Annotated in this window: 13 protein-coding genes and 1 other RNA gene; 9 read left to right on the top strand and 5 right to left on the bottom strand. The window is 63.4% G+C overall.

Features of this window, described 5'->3' with window-relative positions:
• On the bottom strand, window positions 1–792 hold the full coding sequence (gene cobM, locus C1877_RS05500; protein ID WP_114568621.1) for a precorrin-4 C(11)-methyltransferase: 792 nt from the start codon (window positions 790–792) through the stop codon (window positions 1–3).
• Window positions 793–1,319: 527 nt separating this feature from the next.
• Between cobM and C1877_RS05495 the strand changes: the two genes are divergently transcribed.
• The 6 genes from C1877_RS05495 (at window position 1,320) to C1877_RS05470 (ending at window position 8,111) form a co-directional block, all read left to right on the top strand.
• Window positions 1,320–2,246 carry a sirohydrochlorin cobaltochelatase gene (locus tag C1877_RS05495; protein ID WP_015538666.1) on the top strand — a complete coding sequence of 309 codons (927 nt, stop codon included), beginning with the start codon at window positions 1,320–1,322 and terminating at the stop codon, window positions 2,244–2,246.
• 144 nt (window positions 2,247–2,390) lie between these two features.
• A complete protein-coding gene (locus C1877_RS05490) occupies window positions 2,391–2,924 on the top strand; it encodes a hypothetical protein (RefSeq protein WP_015538665.1) in 534 nt (177 codons plus the stop codon).
• Between the two features lie 163 nt (window positions 2,925–3,087).
• A complete protein-coding gene (locus C1877_RS05485; RefSeq protein ID WP_181813797.1) occupies window positions 3,088–4,500 on the top strand; it encodes an ABC transporter substrate-binding protein in 1,413 nt (470 codons plus the stop codon).
• 22 nt (window positions 4,501–4,522) lie between these two features.
• Complete coding sequence (locus C1877_RS05480) at window positions 4,523–5,545, top strand: FecCD family ABC transporter permease (RefSeq protein WP_015538664.1); 1,023 nt, start codon at window positions 4,523–4,525, stop codon at window positions 5,543–5,545.
• Window positions 5,546–5,659: 114 nt separating this feature from the next.
• Complete coding sequence (locus C1877_RS05475; protein WP_227155465.1) at window positions 5,660–6,847, top strand: ABC transporter ATP-binding protein; 1,188 nt, start codon at window positions 5,660–5,662, stop codon at window positions 6,845–6,847.
• 361 nt (window positions 6,848–7,208) lie between these two features.
• A complete protein-coding gene (locus tag C1877_RS05470; RefSeq protein WP_315970799.1) occupies window positions 7,209–8,111 on the top strand; it encodes an IS3 family transposase in 903 nt (300 codons plus the stop codon).
• A gap of 413 nt (window positions 8,112–8,524) precedes the next feature.
• On the opposite strand, the gene loaP is transcribed toward C1877_RS05470, so the two are convergent.
• Window positions 8,525–10,123 (bottom strand): antiterminator LoaP, encoded by a 1,599-nt coding sequence (gene loaP, locus C1877_RS05465; protein WP_227155466.1) that lies wholly within the window; start codon window positions 10,121–10,123, stop codon window positions 8,525–8,527.
• Window positions 10,124–10,460: 337 nt separating this feature from the next.
• Here loaP and C1877_RS05455 point away from each other — a divergent pair, with 337 nt between their 5' ends.
• Window positions 10,461–10,667 carry a helix-turn-helix domain-containing protein gene (locus C1877_RS05455; protein WP_231897325.1) on the top strand — a complete coding sequence of 69 codons (207 nt, stop codon included), beginning with the start codon at window positions 10,461–10,463 and terminating at the stop codon, window positions 10,665–10,667.
• A 210-nt stretch (window positions 10,668–10,877) separates the two neighbouring features.
• Window positions 10,878–11,363, top strand: a complete 486-nt coding sequence (gene ybaK, locus C1877_RS05450) for a Cys-tRNA(Pro) deacylase (protein WP_015538661.1) — start codon at window positions 10,878–10,880, stop codon at window positions 11,361–11,363.
• Window positions 11,364–11,381: 18 nt separating this feature from the next.
• On the opposite strand, the gene C1877_RS05445 is transcribed toward ybaK, so the two are convergent.
• Window positions 11,382–13,127, bottom strand: coding sequence for a L,D-transpeptidase family protein (locus C1877_RS05445; RefSeq protein ID WP_227155469.1), 1,746 nt, complete (start codon window positions 13,125–13,127; stop codon window positions 11,382–11,384).
• Between the two features lie 364 nt (window positions 13,128–13,491).
• Between C1877_RS05445 and ssrA the strand changes: the two genes are divergently transcribed.
• Window positions 13,492–13,860, top strand: a transfer-messenger RNA (tmRNA) gene (ssrA, locus tag C1877_RS05440).
• A 130-nt stretch (window positions 13,861–13,990) separates the two neighbouring features.
• On the opposite strand, the gene C1877_RS05435 is transcribed toward ssrA, so the two are convergent.
• Window positions 13,991–14,728, bottom strand: coding sequence for a hypothetical protein (locus C1877_RS05435; RefSeq protein WP_114568619.1), 738 nt, complete (start codon window positions 14,726–14,728; stop codon window positions 13,991–13,993).
• A gap of 53 nt (window positions 14,729–14,781) precedes the next feature.
• Window positions 14,782–15,246 (bottom strand): SsrA-binding protein SmpB, encoded by a 465-nt coding sequence (smpB, locus tag C1877_RS05430; RefSeq protein WP_096226801.1) that lies wholly within the window; start codon window positions 15,244–15,246, stop codon window positions 14,782–14,784.

Here is a 15,246-nt window from a genome sequence, read left to right as displayed (position 1 = left end):
CTAGCTGCTCGCCTTCCGATACCCCGTGGCAAACGAAGGGTCGTAAAGCTTGCTGCGCTCGTACGGCTCCGCTTGCGCGCCGTCGTGCGCAAGCCCGCCGCGAGCTCCGAGCACGCGGCCCACCACCACGAGCGCCGTGCGGTCGATGCCCTCTCGCGCGCCCGCATCGGCGAGCGTGCCCACTGTGCAGCGCACCACGCGCTCCTCAGGCCAGGTCGCCTTGTACACGAGCGCCGCCGGCTCGTCGGAGCTGCGGCCCGCGGCCAAAAGCTCGGCGGAAAGCTCGGCGAGCATACCCGAGCTCAGGAAGATGACCATAGTCGAGCCGCTTTCCGCCATGGTGCGCATGCCCTCGCCCGCGGGCATGGGGGTGCGCCCGGAAAGCCGCGTGATCACGACCGACTGGCTGATTCCCGGCAGCGTGTATTCCTGGCGAAGCGCCGCCGCGGCACCGCAAAAGCTCGACACGCCGGGCACCACCTCGTAGTCCACGCCGCGCGCGTCGAGCGCGTCCATCTGCTCCTGGATGGCGCCGTACAGGCACGGGTCGCCCGTGTGCAGGCGCACCACTTCCTCGCCCCGCGCATCCGCCGCGCACATCACGTCGAGCACTTCCTCCAAGGTCATGTGCGCGCTGTCGTAGACGACGCAGGATTCCTTGCACTCGGCGAGCAGCTCGGGGTTCACAAGGCTCCCCGCCCAAACGACCACGTCGGCCGCGCGCAGAAGACGCGCCCCGCGCAGCGTGATAAGGTCGGCGGCGCCCGAACCTGCGCCAACGATATGGATCATCCGAGCCTTCCCTTCCCGTTTCTCATCGCAACCGTTTACGCCGCCCTTCGCGCAGCGGGCAAAACACGGCGCCCGCAGCGGCAATCGGCGCAAATACGTAGGCAGGAGGCGCAATGCCGCCCGCCCTGGCTTTGACACGCCCACAAGCGCCCACTATCATAGTAGCAGTTTCGGCAACGAGCATATGACAATCGAATAAAAGGAAACGACCGGCGCGGCGCCCGCACAGCCCGCGCTGGCTTGCGGAGGGAACCAGGTGGGAATCCTGGGCAAGGGACATTACTGTATAGGACGCGCGGGCGAACCGCCTCGCGCCCCAAGCCAGACTGCTTCGCCTTTTCCTCACGGCATCGCCGTGGCGTTAGCTCCTTGTGAACCCCGAGGAGTGCGCTTCCCTTTCGAATGAGCCGGCCGCAGCCGGCAAGAAACAGGCGCGCTATCCCTTTGCGGACGAGCGCGCTTTTCTTTCGCTTGTGCCGATAAGCAACTGTCGCCGGGGGACCGGCAAACCGAGGAAAGGGAAAACCATGTCCGACCAGATGTCACGCCGCGGCTTCATGGGCGCCGCAGCAACCGGAGCCGTCGCGCTCGCCGGAGTCGCGCTCGCGGGCTGCTCCAGCACCTCCGCGAGTTCCGAGAAATCGAGCGAAAAGGAGAAAGCCGTGAAGCCGGTCATCCTCGTCACGAGCTTCGGCACGAGCTACAACGACTCGCGCCACATCACCATCGGCGCCATCGAAGACGCTATCCGCGAGAAGTACTGGCAGGACTACGACATCCGCCGCGCCTTCACCGCGCAGATCATCATCGACAAGCTGAAGGAGCGCGACGGCATCACGATCGACAACATGACCGAGGCGCTCGACCGCTGCGTGAAAGACGGCGTGAAGGAAGTCGTCGTGCAGCCGACGCATCTCATGGCTGGCCTGGAATACACCGACGTGAAAGACGAGCTCGACAAGTACGCCGACAAGTTCGACAAGATCTCGCTCGGCGACCCGCTGCTCACCTCCGACGACGACTACAAGAAGGTGGCCGCAGCCATTAAGGAGAACATGGCGTCCTTCGACGACGGCAAGACGGCGCTGTGTCTCATGGGCCACGGCACCGAAGCCGATTCCAACGCCGACTATGCCAAGATGCAGGAAGTGTTCAAGAACGAGGGCTTGACGCAGTTCTTCGTCGGCACCGTCGAGGCTGAACCGACCTGCGAGGATGTTATCGCCGCCGCGAGCGCCGCAGGCTACAAGAAGGCCGTGCTCGCACCGTTCATGGTGGTCGCGGGCGACCACGCGAACAACGACATGGCAGACGAGACCGACCCCGACAGCTGGGCTGCGAAGTTCGTGGCCGCCGGCTTCGAAGTGACGTGCCTGCTCCAGGGTCTGGGACAGAACGTCGCGGTCGACGACATCTACGTCTCGCACGTGGACGACGCCATCGCCAAGCTGTAAACTCGCCGCGCACGGGGGCGCCGGTCGCGTCCCCGTGCAACGGGCATGCGCCTTCCCCGACTGACGGCGCATGCCCGTTGCATTCGCATCCCGCCCGCCCACCGCACGGCGCGGGCGGTCGAACCGATTGGAAGGAACCCCTCCATGTTGAAGAAAACCCTCGCCTTCGCCCTGTCGGCGGCGCTTTGCGCGTTCTCGCTCGCCGGCTGCGCCGGAAATTCAAGCGGCAGCGCAAAGGCAAGCGATGCCGATTCCCAGGAAAAGACCGAACAGGCGGCCGATGCGCCCGAGGGCGCAAGCGCTGCCCCCATCACCGCCGACAAGGTGGCCGACGGCACCTATCCGATCACCGTAGATTCCAGCTCGAACATGTTCAAGATCGTGGACGCCCAGCTCATCGTGGAAAACGGCTCCATGCACTGCGTGATGACGCTTTCCGGCACGGGCTACGGCAAGCTCTTCATGGGCACGGGCGATGAGGCTGCCGCCGCGAGCGAGGCCGACTTCATCCCCTATGTGGAAAACGCGGAAGGCAAGTACACCTACGACGTGCCCGTTGAAGCGCTCGACGAGGACATCGCCTGCGCCGCCTGGAGCATTAAAAAGGAGCAGTGGTACGACCGCACGCTCGTGTTCGAATCCGCCGGCGTCGATCTGCGCGCCGACGCGCTGAAGTAACGCCATGCGGTCGATTCTTCCCAAGGGGGAAAGCAGGAAGCGCCGCAGCATCGCGGCGCGCGCGATCGCCTGCATTCTCGTCGCCCTGCTCGCGCTTCCCTTCGCGGGGTGCAGTGCGAGCCCGAACGCGACCGGTGGCACGGCGGGCTCTCAGGAATACACTGTGAGCGTCTCGCTTTCCGGCGGGTCAGGGCGCGCAAGCATCGCCTCACCCACCACAATTGTGAAGGATGGCGACACCTACACCGCGACCATTACCTGGTCGAGTTCGAACTACGACAAGATGACCGCCGACGGCGTGGACTACGCGCCCGTAAACGACGGCGGCAACTCCACGTTCAAGATACCCGTCACGCTCGACGAGGACATCGCCGTGTCGGCCGAGACCGTCGCCATGTCGACGCCGCACACCATCGACTACACGCTCTACTTCGACTCATCCACCATGAAGGAGAAATCGGGCGACGATGCAAGCGGCGGCTCCCCTGCGGGAACGGCTTCAAGCGCCGCGGCCGACTTCCACAACGCCGATTTGGGCTGCGGCTGGGAGCCGACGGGGGCGCTTCAGCTTGAATACGCCGAGCACTTCACTGTCGACGAGTTCGAAGGCGGCCTGCGGCTTATCTGCGTTTCGAACGGGGAGCGCTTCCTCGTGGTGCCGCAAGATGCGAAGGTACCTGATGGGTTGAGCTCCGACATCGCGGTCATAAGGCGCCCCGCCGACAAGGTGTACCTCGTGTCGTCGGCGACGATGTGCCTGGTCGACGCGCTCGATGCGAACGACAATATCTTCATGTCGGGCACGAAGGCCGACGATTGCTCGGTCGCGGGCTTCAAAAGCGCGCTCGAAAGCGGGGCGATCGCCTACGGCGGCAAGTACAGCGCGCCCGACTACGAGCGAATATCGGCCTCGGGCTGCACGCTCGCCATCGAGAACGCCATGATCAACCACACGCCCGATGTGAAGGAAAAGCTGCAAAAGCTCGGGCTCGTCGTGCTCACCGAACAGTCGTCGAGCGAGCCCGAAGCACTCGGGCGCGTCGAGTGGATTAAGCTTTTCGGCGTCCTGTTCGACAAGGAAGACGAGGCCGCGCACCTGTTCAACGAGCAGAAGGCCCGCGTCGAGCAAACGTCGGGGCTCGCGTCGTCAGGTAAAACCGTGGCGTATTTCTACATTAACTCGAACGGGGCCGCCGTCACGCGGCGGGCGGGCGACTACGTGGCGCAGATGATCGAGCTTGCAGGCGGCAGCTACGCGCTCGATGACGCGCAGACGGCGTCGACGTCAGGTTCGTCAGTAACGCTCGAAATGGAGCGCTTCTACGCGACGGCGAAGGATGCCGACATCATCGTCTACAACGGCACCATCGACGAATCGGTTGCCACCTTGAACGACTTCGTAGGCAAAAACGCGCTATTGTCGCAGTTCAAAGCCGTGAAGAACGGCAACGTCTGGGTCACAAGCGCCGACATGTACCAGCAGATGACTTCTACCGCCGACATTATCGACGAGCTGCACGGGGCGTTCACCGGCGATGACGCGAGTGACTTCCATTATCTGAGGAAGCTCGGCTAGCGCCATGAGAAGCCGGCTTTCCATGGCATACGACGAATCGGGGCGCGCCGCGCGGTGTCGCATCGTGACGGCGCTGCTCGCTGTTGCCCTCATCGTGCTCGTCGGGGCCAACCTGTGCATCGGGAGCGTGCTCGTGCCCGCAGACCACATCCCCGGCATCCTTTCGGGCGGCGCGGCCAATTCCATGGAAAGCCAGGTCATCTGGGAGATTCGCCTGCCGCGTGTGCTTTCAGCCGTGCTTCTCGGCGGGGCACTTTCGCTCTCCGGGTTCCTGCTGCAGACGTTTTTCAACAACCCCATCGCCGACCCGTTCATCTTGGGCGTCTCCTCGGGCGCAAAGTTCGTCGTCGCGCTTACGATGATCGTGCTTCTGGGCGCGAACCAGGCCATGTCCTCGCCGGCCATGGTGGCCGCAGCGTTTCTGGGCTCGCTTATCACCATCGGCTTCGTGCTCCTCATCGCACGGCGCATAAGTTCCATGGCCATGCTCATCGTGGCGGGCGTCATGGTGGGATACATCTGCTCGGCGGCGACGAACTTCCTCATCGCCTTCGCCGACGACCAGTCCATCGTGAACCTGCACAACTGGTCTTTGGGTAGCTTCTCGGGTTCGAGCTGGGACGACGTTGCGGTCATAGCGGTCGTGGTGATCACCGTGAGCGCATGCGTATTCGCGATATCGAAGCCCCTTTCCGCCTTCCAGCTGGGAGAAGCCTACGCGAAAAGCGTCGGCGTGAACGTCGCACGCTTCCGCGTGGTGCTCGTCCTTCTAGCGAGCATGCTCTCCGCCTGCGTGACCGCGTTCGCTGGCCCGGTGTCGTTCGTAGGCATCGCGGTTCCGCATCTCGTGAAGTCGGCGCTGAAGTCGTCGAAGCCCATCCGCGTGATTCCTGCGTGCTTCTTGGGAGGCGCCATCTTCTGCGCGGGCTGCGATTTGATCGCGCGCACGCTGTTCTCTCCCGTCGAGCTTTCCATCAGCGCCGTCACCGCCATCTTCGGCGCGCCGGTGGTTATCGCGCTCATGTTGAAGAAGCGGGTGAGGTAGATGGGGAAATTCGTGCCGCGGCCCAAAACGCTCGGAGGGGACATTCCATGCTTAGACAGTCCTGAGCTCGCACGAAAGCGCCAGAAGGCGCTTTCGGCTCGTGCGGAACTGCGCGTGGAACGCCCCCTCCGAGCGGAGTCGAACCTCGAAACCCCGGTCGAAACGCAGGCTGACGGAGCGCCGCTTTTCCGCATAAGCGACCTGTCGGCGGGCTACGACAAGAAGGTCGTAGTCGAAGGCGTCGATCTGGAGGTTCGCGCGGGCGACGTCGTGGCGCTCATCGGGCCGAACGGCTCGGGCAAGTCGACCATCTTGAAAACCATCACACGCCATCTGGCACCGCTTGCCGGCGCGGTCGAGCTCGACGGGCGGGAGATTTCCCGATGGAAGACGGCGGAGTTCGCAAGGAACCTTGCCGTTATGCTGACAGATCGCCCCCAGACCGAGCTCCTCACCTGCCGCGATATCGTAGAGGCGGGAAGGCATCCCTACACCGGGCGAATGGGCACACTCTCGCCCGACGACCATAGTCGGGTCGACGAGGCCATGAAAACCGCGCATGTGGAAGAGCTCGCCGAGCGCGACTTCATGCAGATAAGCGACGGGCAACGCCAGCGCGTCATGCTCGCACGCGCCATCGCGCAGGATCCGCGTGTGCTCGTGCTCGACGAGCCCACGTCGTATCTCGATATCCGCTACCAGATCGACCTGCTGCGAATACTTCGCCACCTTGCGAAATCGCGGAATGTGGCTGTCATCATGTCCATCCACGAACTCGAGCTCGCGCAAAAAAGCGCCGACAAGGTGATTTGCGTGAAGGACGGCCGGGTCTTCCGCGCCGGCGCACCCGAGGACATATTCACGCGCGAGACGATCGACGAGCTCTACGGCCTTCAACATGGCACCTTCAACGAGCGCTTCGGCAGCGTGGAAATTGGGCGCCCGCACGGCAATGCGCACACGTTCGTCATCGCCGGCGCAGGTACAGGGTCGGCTGTGTTTCGCCAGCTCATCCGGCAGGGCAAGGCGTTCTACGCGGGCGTTCTGCACGAAGGGGACATCGATTGCGAGCTCGCGCGCGACCTGGCGGCGGAATGCGTGGCCGAGCGCGCCTTCGAGCCGATCGGGGATAAAACCATAGCCCGCGCCAAAGAGCTCCTCGTCCACTGCGCGCGCCTTATCGTGTGCCCCGCCGCCTTCGGCACCATAAACGCCCGCAACGCCGAGCTCGTCGAGTTCGCACGCTCGCATGGTATCGAGGTCATGCGAGCGTGCGAAGGCGCATCGGAGGATTCCCAATAGCCATTAGAGCAGCAAGGCAGATGCGTAGAGCGAAAGCGGGAGATTCCCGAGCGCAATGAGACCGGGCCCTCACTATCCCGCAGGTTGCCTGCAGCAAAGCATACACGCACCCGCGTAACGCCGAACGGGGCGGGCTCCCCAGACCGCACAGCCCGCGCGCGCCACCCGGCAATGCATTTCTCCTTCGTGCTCGCCGCTCTGCGCTGCAGGCGCATCGTTATGAAATGGATACGTACCCCAGCGCGCAAGACTTCCACCATAAACGATGTTCGCATTATCTTCAGGGAAGTGGAGTGGGTATGATGAATTGGACACCAGGTTAAGAGCGAAAGGTGTTTAGGATGACCCAAAGAAGAAAGCGATACGACAGGCAGTTCAAGGTCTCGACGGAAAAGGCGGCCCTGTCCGGGGAAATGACGGTCAAAGACCTATCGGAGGAACTCGGCATAAAGGGACGACGCTGAGAAGATGGGCCCGCGAATACGAGGAGATGGGATACGACGCGTTCCCCGGAAACGGCTCTCCGAAGATCAACAAGGACTACGAGATCGCGAAGCTCGAGAAGAAGGTCGAGGAGCTCGAGCGCGAGAACGAGATACTGAAAAATTTCCGGGCCTTCTTGAGTCAAGGCCATGCGCGAGGCGCGGGTTCCTCGAAGAGCATAGGGGGCGAGATCGGCCCCATCAAGAAGGCATGCGGGCTGATGAAGGTCTCGAAATCCGGTTTCCACGAGTATCTCTCCCGGAAGAAGTCCAACGCCCAGATAGAGCGAGAGGAGCTCGAAGGGTTCGCCGTCGAGGCCTTCCATCGGCGCAAGGGCCGTTACGGCTGCCGGCGCATCGACCGCGAACTGCGAAAAAGCGGCATCGCCGTGAGCGAGAAGCGCGTGCTCCGCATCATGCAGAAGCTCGGACTCGCCGGAAAGGGCGCGACCCGAAAACGCCGCATCCAGAAGAAGATCGAGCCGGGACACCCTCGGCTGAACCTGGTAGAGCGCGCCTTCGCCGTGGGCGAGCGCAACAGGCTTTGGGTGGGCGACATCACCTACATACCCACAAGAGAAGGGTGGCTCTATCTCGCGGCCGTGATAGACGCCTCCTCCCGCAAGGTCGTGGGCTGGTCGATGTCCGAGCGCATCACCGAGAAGGTTGCGACCGATGCGATAGAGCAGGCGGTTGGCAGGGAGGGTCCGCCAGACGACGGCAGCCTTGTCTTCCATGACGACCAAGGCGCGCAGTATACCTCGCGCTCCTTCCACTTATAATCGAAGCCGAGAAGCTGCATGGCCTTCAGCGTGTCAACGGATATAAGAGACTTTAGACTCCCAAGGCTCTCGAGGTTCGTGTCACCATTTCCGGCCTACCGCCTCCAATTGCTTTATCGCTATCAATTACCATGCTGCTTTAGCCAGCCCATTATTTGGCTTATGAAACAGAGATCCCGTATGCACAGGAGACACACCGAAAACAGGTTTTGCAAGAAATTGGGGCCCCATACCGTCGATGCGGTTACAATTACACTCAGAGACGCGGCGCACCCGCAGGCCGCTCGCGAAACAGCTCACGACCTGCGAAAACACCTTTACTTTGTTCGTGCTAGATTTGGCGGGAAGCGCGAACGCACCCATAGATTTCTCAGAGAACTCCGGGCGCGGGCCCACCGTGGACATCCCTTTTGTCAAGACGAAAAAACAAGATTACCTGCAGAAATACTCCGGCTAGGTAGTTGAGCTATTTGTCTTCTGGAGTTTGAATCTCCAGACTTTTGCAGCTCATTCCGACCGTCATCGGCGATGAACCAGCTCCGAAAAGCCGCCTCTAAATCAGATAGCAAATCGTCCCATTGGGGCAGATTCCCAATGGGACGATTCTTCGCATCAGCGTCGACACATACACTAGCAAGGAAACTATGGATCAACTCGAGAATGCGGGCAACGAACTCGCTTTGCTTCAACACCGGCAGAATGGTTCCGGACGCGTTCCGCACTTCCTGTTTCATGACCAGCTTGCCCCTTTTCTGAAAACTCACTGGCACAACCAAGGAACAGGACCGGAACTTGCGGTTCTCCTTATCCTTCTTCAACATCAAGTCGTCGGCGTCGAAAAAGCTCAACCCCCGCTCAGTGGGAGGAAGAACCTCGTAGCTCACAACGCTGTCCAGCATCCGCCTGCCCGGGCTCACGCTCTCGCTGATGCGGGAGAACACCATGCGGGGCTCCACAAACGCGTTGACGAGGAACTCGTCCGCATACGCTTGGACGTTCTCCTTCAGATCTGTTTGAGAGCCAAAAATTTTACGCCACCGAATCTCGCTCCCCTTTTGGGGGAACACGACCGGCTCCTCTTTGACTTCATAGCCCTTCCGGTAGTACCGCCAGACAAGCCTGGCCGAAATAAGCATGACCACTGCGCTGAACAGCGACAAGGCCAGCTCGATCTGCGGGCGCATGCTTTGAGGCGCCTCTTCGCCTTCGGAAGGAGACGCGGGTTTCCCGTCTACCTCAACTTCGGCAACCTGCTCCCAAGTCAGCTCCGGGTGACAGGTTTCGGCATATATCACGAAAAGACCGTTGAAGACGAGAAAGAAGAAGGCGAGTGCCGACAGCACGAAAACGGTGATCGCAATGGCGCGTTTCAGATTGACAGCCTGCCATTCGGACGAAGACCCAAGAAAATGATGCGCTCTTCCCTTCGATCGCGGGCCTGCAAAAATACCGCCGACAGGTTCGACACTCTTCCCCATAACCGTCCGGTTCGGGTGGCTCACGCGGTCTTCCTTACTACTTCCAGGCCGACGCTTGCCGGCACGGTGCGGCCGAAGAGGGTGACGTCGAGGTAAGGCGCGGCGCTTATGGCGGTCGATCTTGCGGATGTCGCCCTCGAAGCCCATGAGGGGGCCGCGCGTCACCGTGACCTTGTCGCCTGTGATGTAGCCCTCGCTCATGCGGACGATGTGCTCGCCGTCCATGAACGACAGGAACCAGTCCTGCTCCTTCTTCGTCAGCGGGAAGAAGGAGTTCTCCTCGTTGCCCAGCAGGCGAATGGGCAGGGGTACGCGCAGCAGCTCTTTGTTGAGCTCCTCGGCATCGCCCGTGACAAAGAACAGGTAGCCGGGGAACAACAGGCGGCGCGCCAGCTTCCACTCGCCGCGGACGCGCCACATGGTCTCGTACTCGGGCATGAAGCACTCCTCGAGCACGTCCGGGGACACCAGGCGAAGGCAGAGGTCGCGCGTCGCGGACTCGCGCCCCGCCTGCACCTGCGCCACGTACCACATCGCCAGCCCCTTTCCCGCCGCGTCGATGCTCCGCCAAAAGAAAAGAGGATGAACAGCTGCACGCTTCTGCTTTCCCGGCCTATGACCGCGAGAGAGTTCGCCTGCACCTATTCATCCTCTTGTCGATCGACGGAACGCGCTTAGCGACGATTACGCCATCTCAAGATATGTAAGTTGCCTTGATGTTGCTTTTATACAACATCAAGGAGCCAAAGAAAGGCGCCTTGCGCCCTTCGAATGGTCAACGGTTGGGCAATGTTGTATATAGTCCGTTGTTATACATACAACACGCCCGTAGTCTTCGTTCATGCGAAACTTACTGCAAACAAAAGTCGGGTTGCGGATCAAGGACCTGCGCGCCGCCGCCGGGCTAAGCCAGGAGCGGTTCGCCCTGAAGATCGGCATGGACCGCACCTATCTCGCCTCCATCGAAGTGGGCGGGCGCAACGTCACGCTGCAGAACCTCGCCAAAATCGCCAACGGCTTCGACATGACCTTGTCGGAGTTCTTCGAGGGCATCCCCCGCATCGATCCCCGCGAGTAGAGGCCCGCGATGCTTTCCGCACCTCGGCTACCCGATTATAACCTATAGTTGTATAAAAACAACAATTGAGTAACAGGATGCCGGGGGAACGGCGCGGCACCCACCTGCGAGCAGCCTTGGGCCGGCCGGTTTCGTGCTATGCTGCGGGACAGACGACGCCGTGGCCGACCCGACGAACCCCGAGAGCGACCGAACAGGAAGGAAGAACCCATGCCGAAGGACCACGACCGCAAGACGAACGCGCTGCGCGAGCTGGATGCGGCGGGCGTGCTGTACGAGGCGCGGTTCTTCGCATGCCCCGAGGCGCTCTCGGGTGTGGAGGTGGCAAGCCTGCTGGACCTCGACCCGGACCGCGTGTTCAAGACGCTCGTCACGCAAGCGAAGTCGGGCGAGCACTACGTGTTCATGATACCCGTAGCCTGCGAGCTGGACCTGAAGAAGGCCGCCGCGGCCGTGGGCGAGAAGGCCGTGGCCATGCTCCCCGCGCGCGAGCTGCTGCCGCTCACCGGCTACGTGCACGGCGGCTGCTCGCCCATCGGCATGAGGCGCCCCTTCCCCACCGCCATCGACGAGACGGCGGACCTTTTCGAGCGCATCGCGTTCTCGGGAGGTCGCCTGGGCTGCCAGGTGGAGATGGCGCCCGACGACCTGGCGCGCATCGTGCCGCTCGTGCGCGCCGACCTGACGGTGGTATGAGGGCGGACGCGGCGCCTCCTACCAGTGGCTTACCACGACGTCGCCCGACTGGATGATGCCGTACAGCTCCGCAGCCTTGTACGGCGGCAGGTTCACGCAGCCGTGGCTGCCGGCGCCGTCGCGGTAGCGCGTGCCGCCGAACGACGACTGCCAGTCGGCATCGTGCAGGCCGATGACGTTGCCCACGAACGGCATCCAGTACTGCACGTCAGACTCGTAGATCTTCTTCCCGTTCTCGTAGCCGATGAGCTTCGAGGGGCTGGCCTTCTGGTTGAGCCAGTACACGCCCACCGACGTATCATGCACGCCGTCGGGAATGCCCGACACGATGGGCGACTCCCATATGAGCGCCCCCGTCTCGTCGTAGAACCGCGCGTACTGCTCGGCCAGGTCGATGTCGCAGTAGCGCAGGCCCCAGTCCTGCGCGCCGGCGCCGTTATAGCCCGTGCCGACCGAGGTGCAGGGAACCTCCGCGGTCTGCACGGTGCCGGCCGCCACGGACTCCTTCACCAGGTTGAGCAGCGCGTCGCGGTCGACGCTCCAGCCGTAGACGCCGCCCGCCACCGTGACCACCTTGCCGTCGGGACGCGTGTAGGTGCGCTGCGTGCCCACCGTGTTGCAGGCGGCCGCCAGCTCGTCGACCCAGGCCGTGAGCGCGGCCTCGTCGAGCGTGGCCGAGAGGTCGTCGCCCAGGCGCACCCACTGCGAGATGAGGTCGGCGTTCACCTCGCCGGCCGTGCCGCCGGCCATCGTGAGCACGAGGTCGGCCTTGATCATGGTGTTCGCCTGCTCGGCCGCAGCCGTGAGCTTCGGGTCGGATGAGAGCACCTTGGGCTGCTGCAGGACGTCCGCCCCCAGCTTCACCGTGGGCTGCAGGGCCAGCACGGCGTCGTCCACGGCCTTGATGACGGCATCGTAGCTAAGCGCCGTGCCCACAGCCTCCGGCTCCACAATGAACGCGCCCTTGGCCTCGCTGTAGGCGATCACGGCGTCCGTGGGCGGCGTGGCGGTCTTGTTGAACTCGTCCACCGCGGCGCGCACCGTGTCGCCCAGGCCGCTCTCGTTATATGTGGCTGCGAGCTTGTCGCTCTCGTCATGGGCCTTCAGTATCTCGAGAGGCCACGCCCACGCGTTCGCAGAGGCGTGCATCGCATCGGTGGCGGCCCGGCCGTCCAGCCTCATGCCCGCCTCCGCCGCGGACAGCTTGAGCGAGAAGCCCTGGCCCTCCACCTTCAGCACGTAGTCGTCGATGACGTCGGCGAGCATGCCCTGAACCTCCGCGGACGACTTGAGCGACACGTCGAGGTCGCCCACGGTCGTGCGCGGCAGGAAGCGGTCCATGAACACGAGCGCCCCGGCCAGGTACACCACGGCCAGCAGGGCGACGATCACGCCGAGGACGATGCCGAGCACCTTGAGCGGCTTGCGGCCGCCCTTGGCGTCCGCCTCGCTCACGTCCACCGGCAGCATGGGGCCGCCAGCGAACGCGGGCTGGCCCGGCTGGCCGCCGGGTTTCGCCTTGGCGTTCGGCGCGACGGGGCGCACGGGTTGGGGCATGACAGCGGTCTGGCCGGGAACCGGCTTGCCGGGAGCGACCTTGCCGGGAGCCGGCGCATCCGGGGGCGTCTTTGCAGGGGCCGCCGATTTCGGCGGCGCGGCATGGCTGGCAGGCGACGAATCTTCCTGCGCGGCATCGCTGCCCGGCTGCGGCGTCGGGGCGGCATGGCGCGCATGCCGGGCCTTGCTGTTCTTCTTATCGTTCATGTGCGACTCTCATACACTCGTTTGTCTCGTTCGAGATACGCCTCTTCTCTATCCGTTGCATTGTACCAAGAGAAGCACGTATCCCTCGTAAACAAAACGGCTAACATGGCCCGGAGGTTACACTCGCCACAAATTCGCCATGGGAAAAGTCTCATTTTCCCCGAGCCTCAACGACCGGCTGAAGGTCGCAGGAGGCGAACGGCCGTGCCGCCGTGCTTGACAAACGCGCGCGGCGGGATAGAATGAACGTTCCGCAGCGCCTCGGCGCGGCGGGCGCCCGGCATCGGGCGCGATCCTTGAAAAGGTGGGGCCATCCCCTCCCGACAGCTGCGCCGGCCCGGCACGGGCATCGCGGCAAGCATCCGGGGGCGACTGGTTTCGACATGGTACGTCTGAAATGAGGAGCAGGTCGTGGTCTCCTCGCCACGTTAAACAGGGGTAACGTCAATTTAATTGGCAAAGCTAAGACTCAGAGCGCTCCGGCGCTCGCCATGGCTGCTTAATAGCGCCTGGCTGTCGGCCTTGGGACTTCCCCGCCCCTCGGTCCGGCATCAACTTAGGGGAATGCGCTCGGGCACGTAGCCGGTATGGCCCGGGCAAAGACTGAACCGGCTAGGAAGCGCAATGCCCGTCGGCGGGCCGCGCGCAACCGAATGCTGATCGCCGACTAAGCTTGTAGAGCCTCATGGACGAGGTAGTATGGACCGGAGTTCGATTCTCCGCGCCTCCACCAACCAAAGGCAGGAGCCCTGCCGGCAGCGCGCCGGCAGGGCTCCTTTGCGTTGCGTCCCCCGGCGGCGGGAGCCGCGCGGAGCACACCGGCACCGAACGGCCCGCTGCGCCGCGCACGTGCGGCCGGCGCCCTATTTCTGCTTCAGGAACGAGAAGTCGAAGGCGCTCTTGATGTCGTCGAAGGCGTCCTTCAGCTCGGCCGCCACGGCGATGCCGTCCTTGTAGATGGCGTTCATGTCGTTGGTGGCCTCGGCAACGCCCTCCTTGGTGATGCCCAGGTCGTAGGGGTTGTCCTCGTCGTCACCCGAGGCGCCGTCCCCGTCTTCCTCGACGTAGAGGTACTCGCACTCCTCGCCGTCCTCCATGAGCACGAAGCCTATGCGGTTGCCGTCCTCGTCCTCCAGGTAGCGCACGATGTCGTCCTCGTCTAGCTCCAGCTCCACCAGCTCGTAGCCGTCCTCGTTGTCGGCCGGCTCCACCACGGTGACGTCCTCCGTGTCATCGGCCAGCTCCTCGCCGTCGTAGCCGTCCACGGTGCCTTCCTCGCCTAGCTCCGCCTCGAGGTCCTCCCCGTCGCCGTCCACCAAGTGGAAGCCCTCCTCGGAAAGGTCGATGCCCGTGGAGCGCTCGACCACCGCGGCCAGGCCGCCGTCGTCGCCGGAGGGCGACGTCTCGCCCTCGCCGTCCGGGCCCTCCTCGGCGAAGAAGCTCTCGTAGGCCTCCTCGAGGTCGGTCTCCCCGGCGTTGGGGTCGAACTCCTCGTCGTCCTGGAACTCCTCGAGGTCTTCCAGCTCGGTTTCCTCGTCGATCTGCTCGGCCTCCGTCTCGGCGCCGTCCTCTATGTTCTCAAGCTCCTCGTCCAAGCCCATGGAAGGCCTCCTTCGCGTAAGGCGCCGTCGCTCGGGCGGCGCAGGGTTTCGTCCTAGCGGCTGCGCTCCTTGAGCGCGCGCTCGATCTCGCGGCGGGAGTCGCGCTCGGCCATGGTCGCGCGCTTGTCGTGCAGCTTCTTGCCGCGCGCCACGCCCAGCTCCACCTTCACGAGCGAGTTCTCCTTGAAGTACATCTTCAGCGGCACGAGGGCCATGCCCTTCTCCTTCACCTGCTCGCGCAGCAGGCGGATCTGCCGCTTGTGCAGCAGGAGCTTGCGCTTGCGGTCGGGGTCGGGGTTGGCCAGGTTGCCGTTGGCATACGGCGGGATGTGCACGTTGTGCAGCCACACCTCGCCGTCGCGCACGAGCGCGAAGCAGTCCGTGAGCTGGCAGTGGTTCTCGCGCAGCGAGCGCACCTCGGTGCCGGTGAGCTCGATGCCGGCCTCGTAGGTCTCCAGGATGTCGTACTCGTGGAAGGCCTTCTTGTTCTTGGCGATGGTTGAGGCTTCGCGTTTCAT

The sequence above is a fragment of the Gordonibacter pamelaeae genome, assembly GCF_003340385.1.
GTDB classification, from domain to species: domain Bacteria; phylum Actinomycetota; class Coriobacteriia; order Coriobacteriales; family Eggerthellaceae; genus Gordonibacter; species Gordonibacter pamelaeae.
This window is presented reverse-complemented; position numbering and strand designations above follow the sequence as displayed.

Bases quoted from the DNA above. Each gene is read 5' to 3' on its own strand.
- C1877_RS05495 (WP_015538666.1), top strand. From the start codon at position 1,320: ATGTCCGACCAGATGTCACGCCGCGGCTTCATGGGCGCCGCAGCAACC.
- cobM (WP_114568621.1), bottom strand. From the start codon at position 792: ATGATCCATATCGTTGGCGCAGGTTCGGGCGCCGCCGACCTTATCACG.
- C1877_RS05490 (WP_015538665.1), top strand. From the start codon at position 2,391: ATGTTGAAGAAAACCCTCGCCTTCGCCCTGTCGGCGGCGCTTTGCGCG.
- loaP (WP_227155466.1), bottom strand. From the start codon at position 10,123: ATGTGGTACGTGGCGCAGGTGCAGGCGGGGCGCGAGTCCGCGACGCGC.
- ybaK (WP_015538661.1), top strand. From the start codon at position 10,878: ATGCCGAAGGACCACGACCGCAAGACGAACGCGCTGCGCGAGCTGGAT.
- C1877_RS05435 (WP_114568619.1), bottom strand. From the start codon at position 14,728: ATGGGCTTGGACGAGGAGCTTGAGAACATAGAGGACGGCGCCGAGACG.
- C1877_RS05445 (WP_227155469.1), bottom strand. From the start codon at position 13,127: ATGAACGATAAGAAGAACAGCAAGGCCCGGCATGCGCGCCATGCCGCC.
- smpB (WP_096226801.1), bottom strand. From the start codon at position 15,246: ATGAAACGCGAAGCCTCAACCATCGCCAAGAACAAGAAGGCCTTCCAC.
- C1877_RS05480 (WP_015538664.1), top strand. From the start codon at position 4,523: ATGGCATACGACGAATCGGGGCGCGCCGCGCGGTGTCGCATCGTGACG.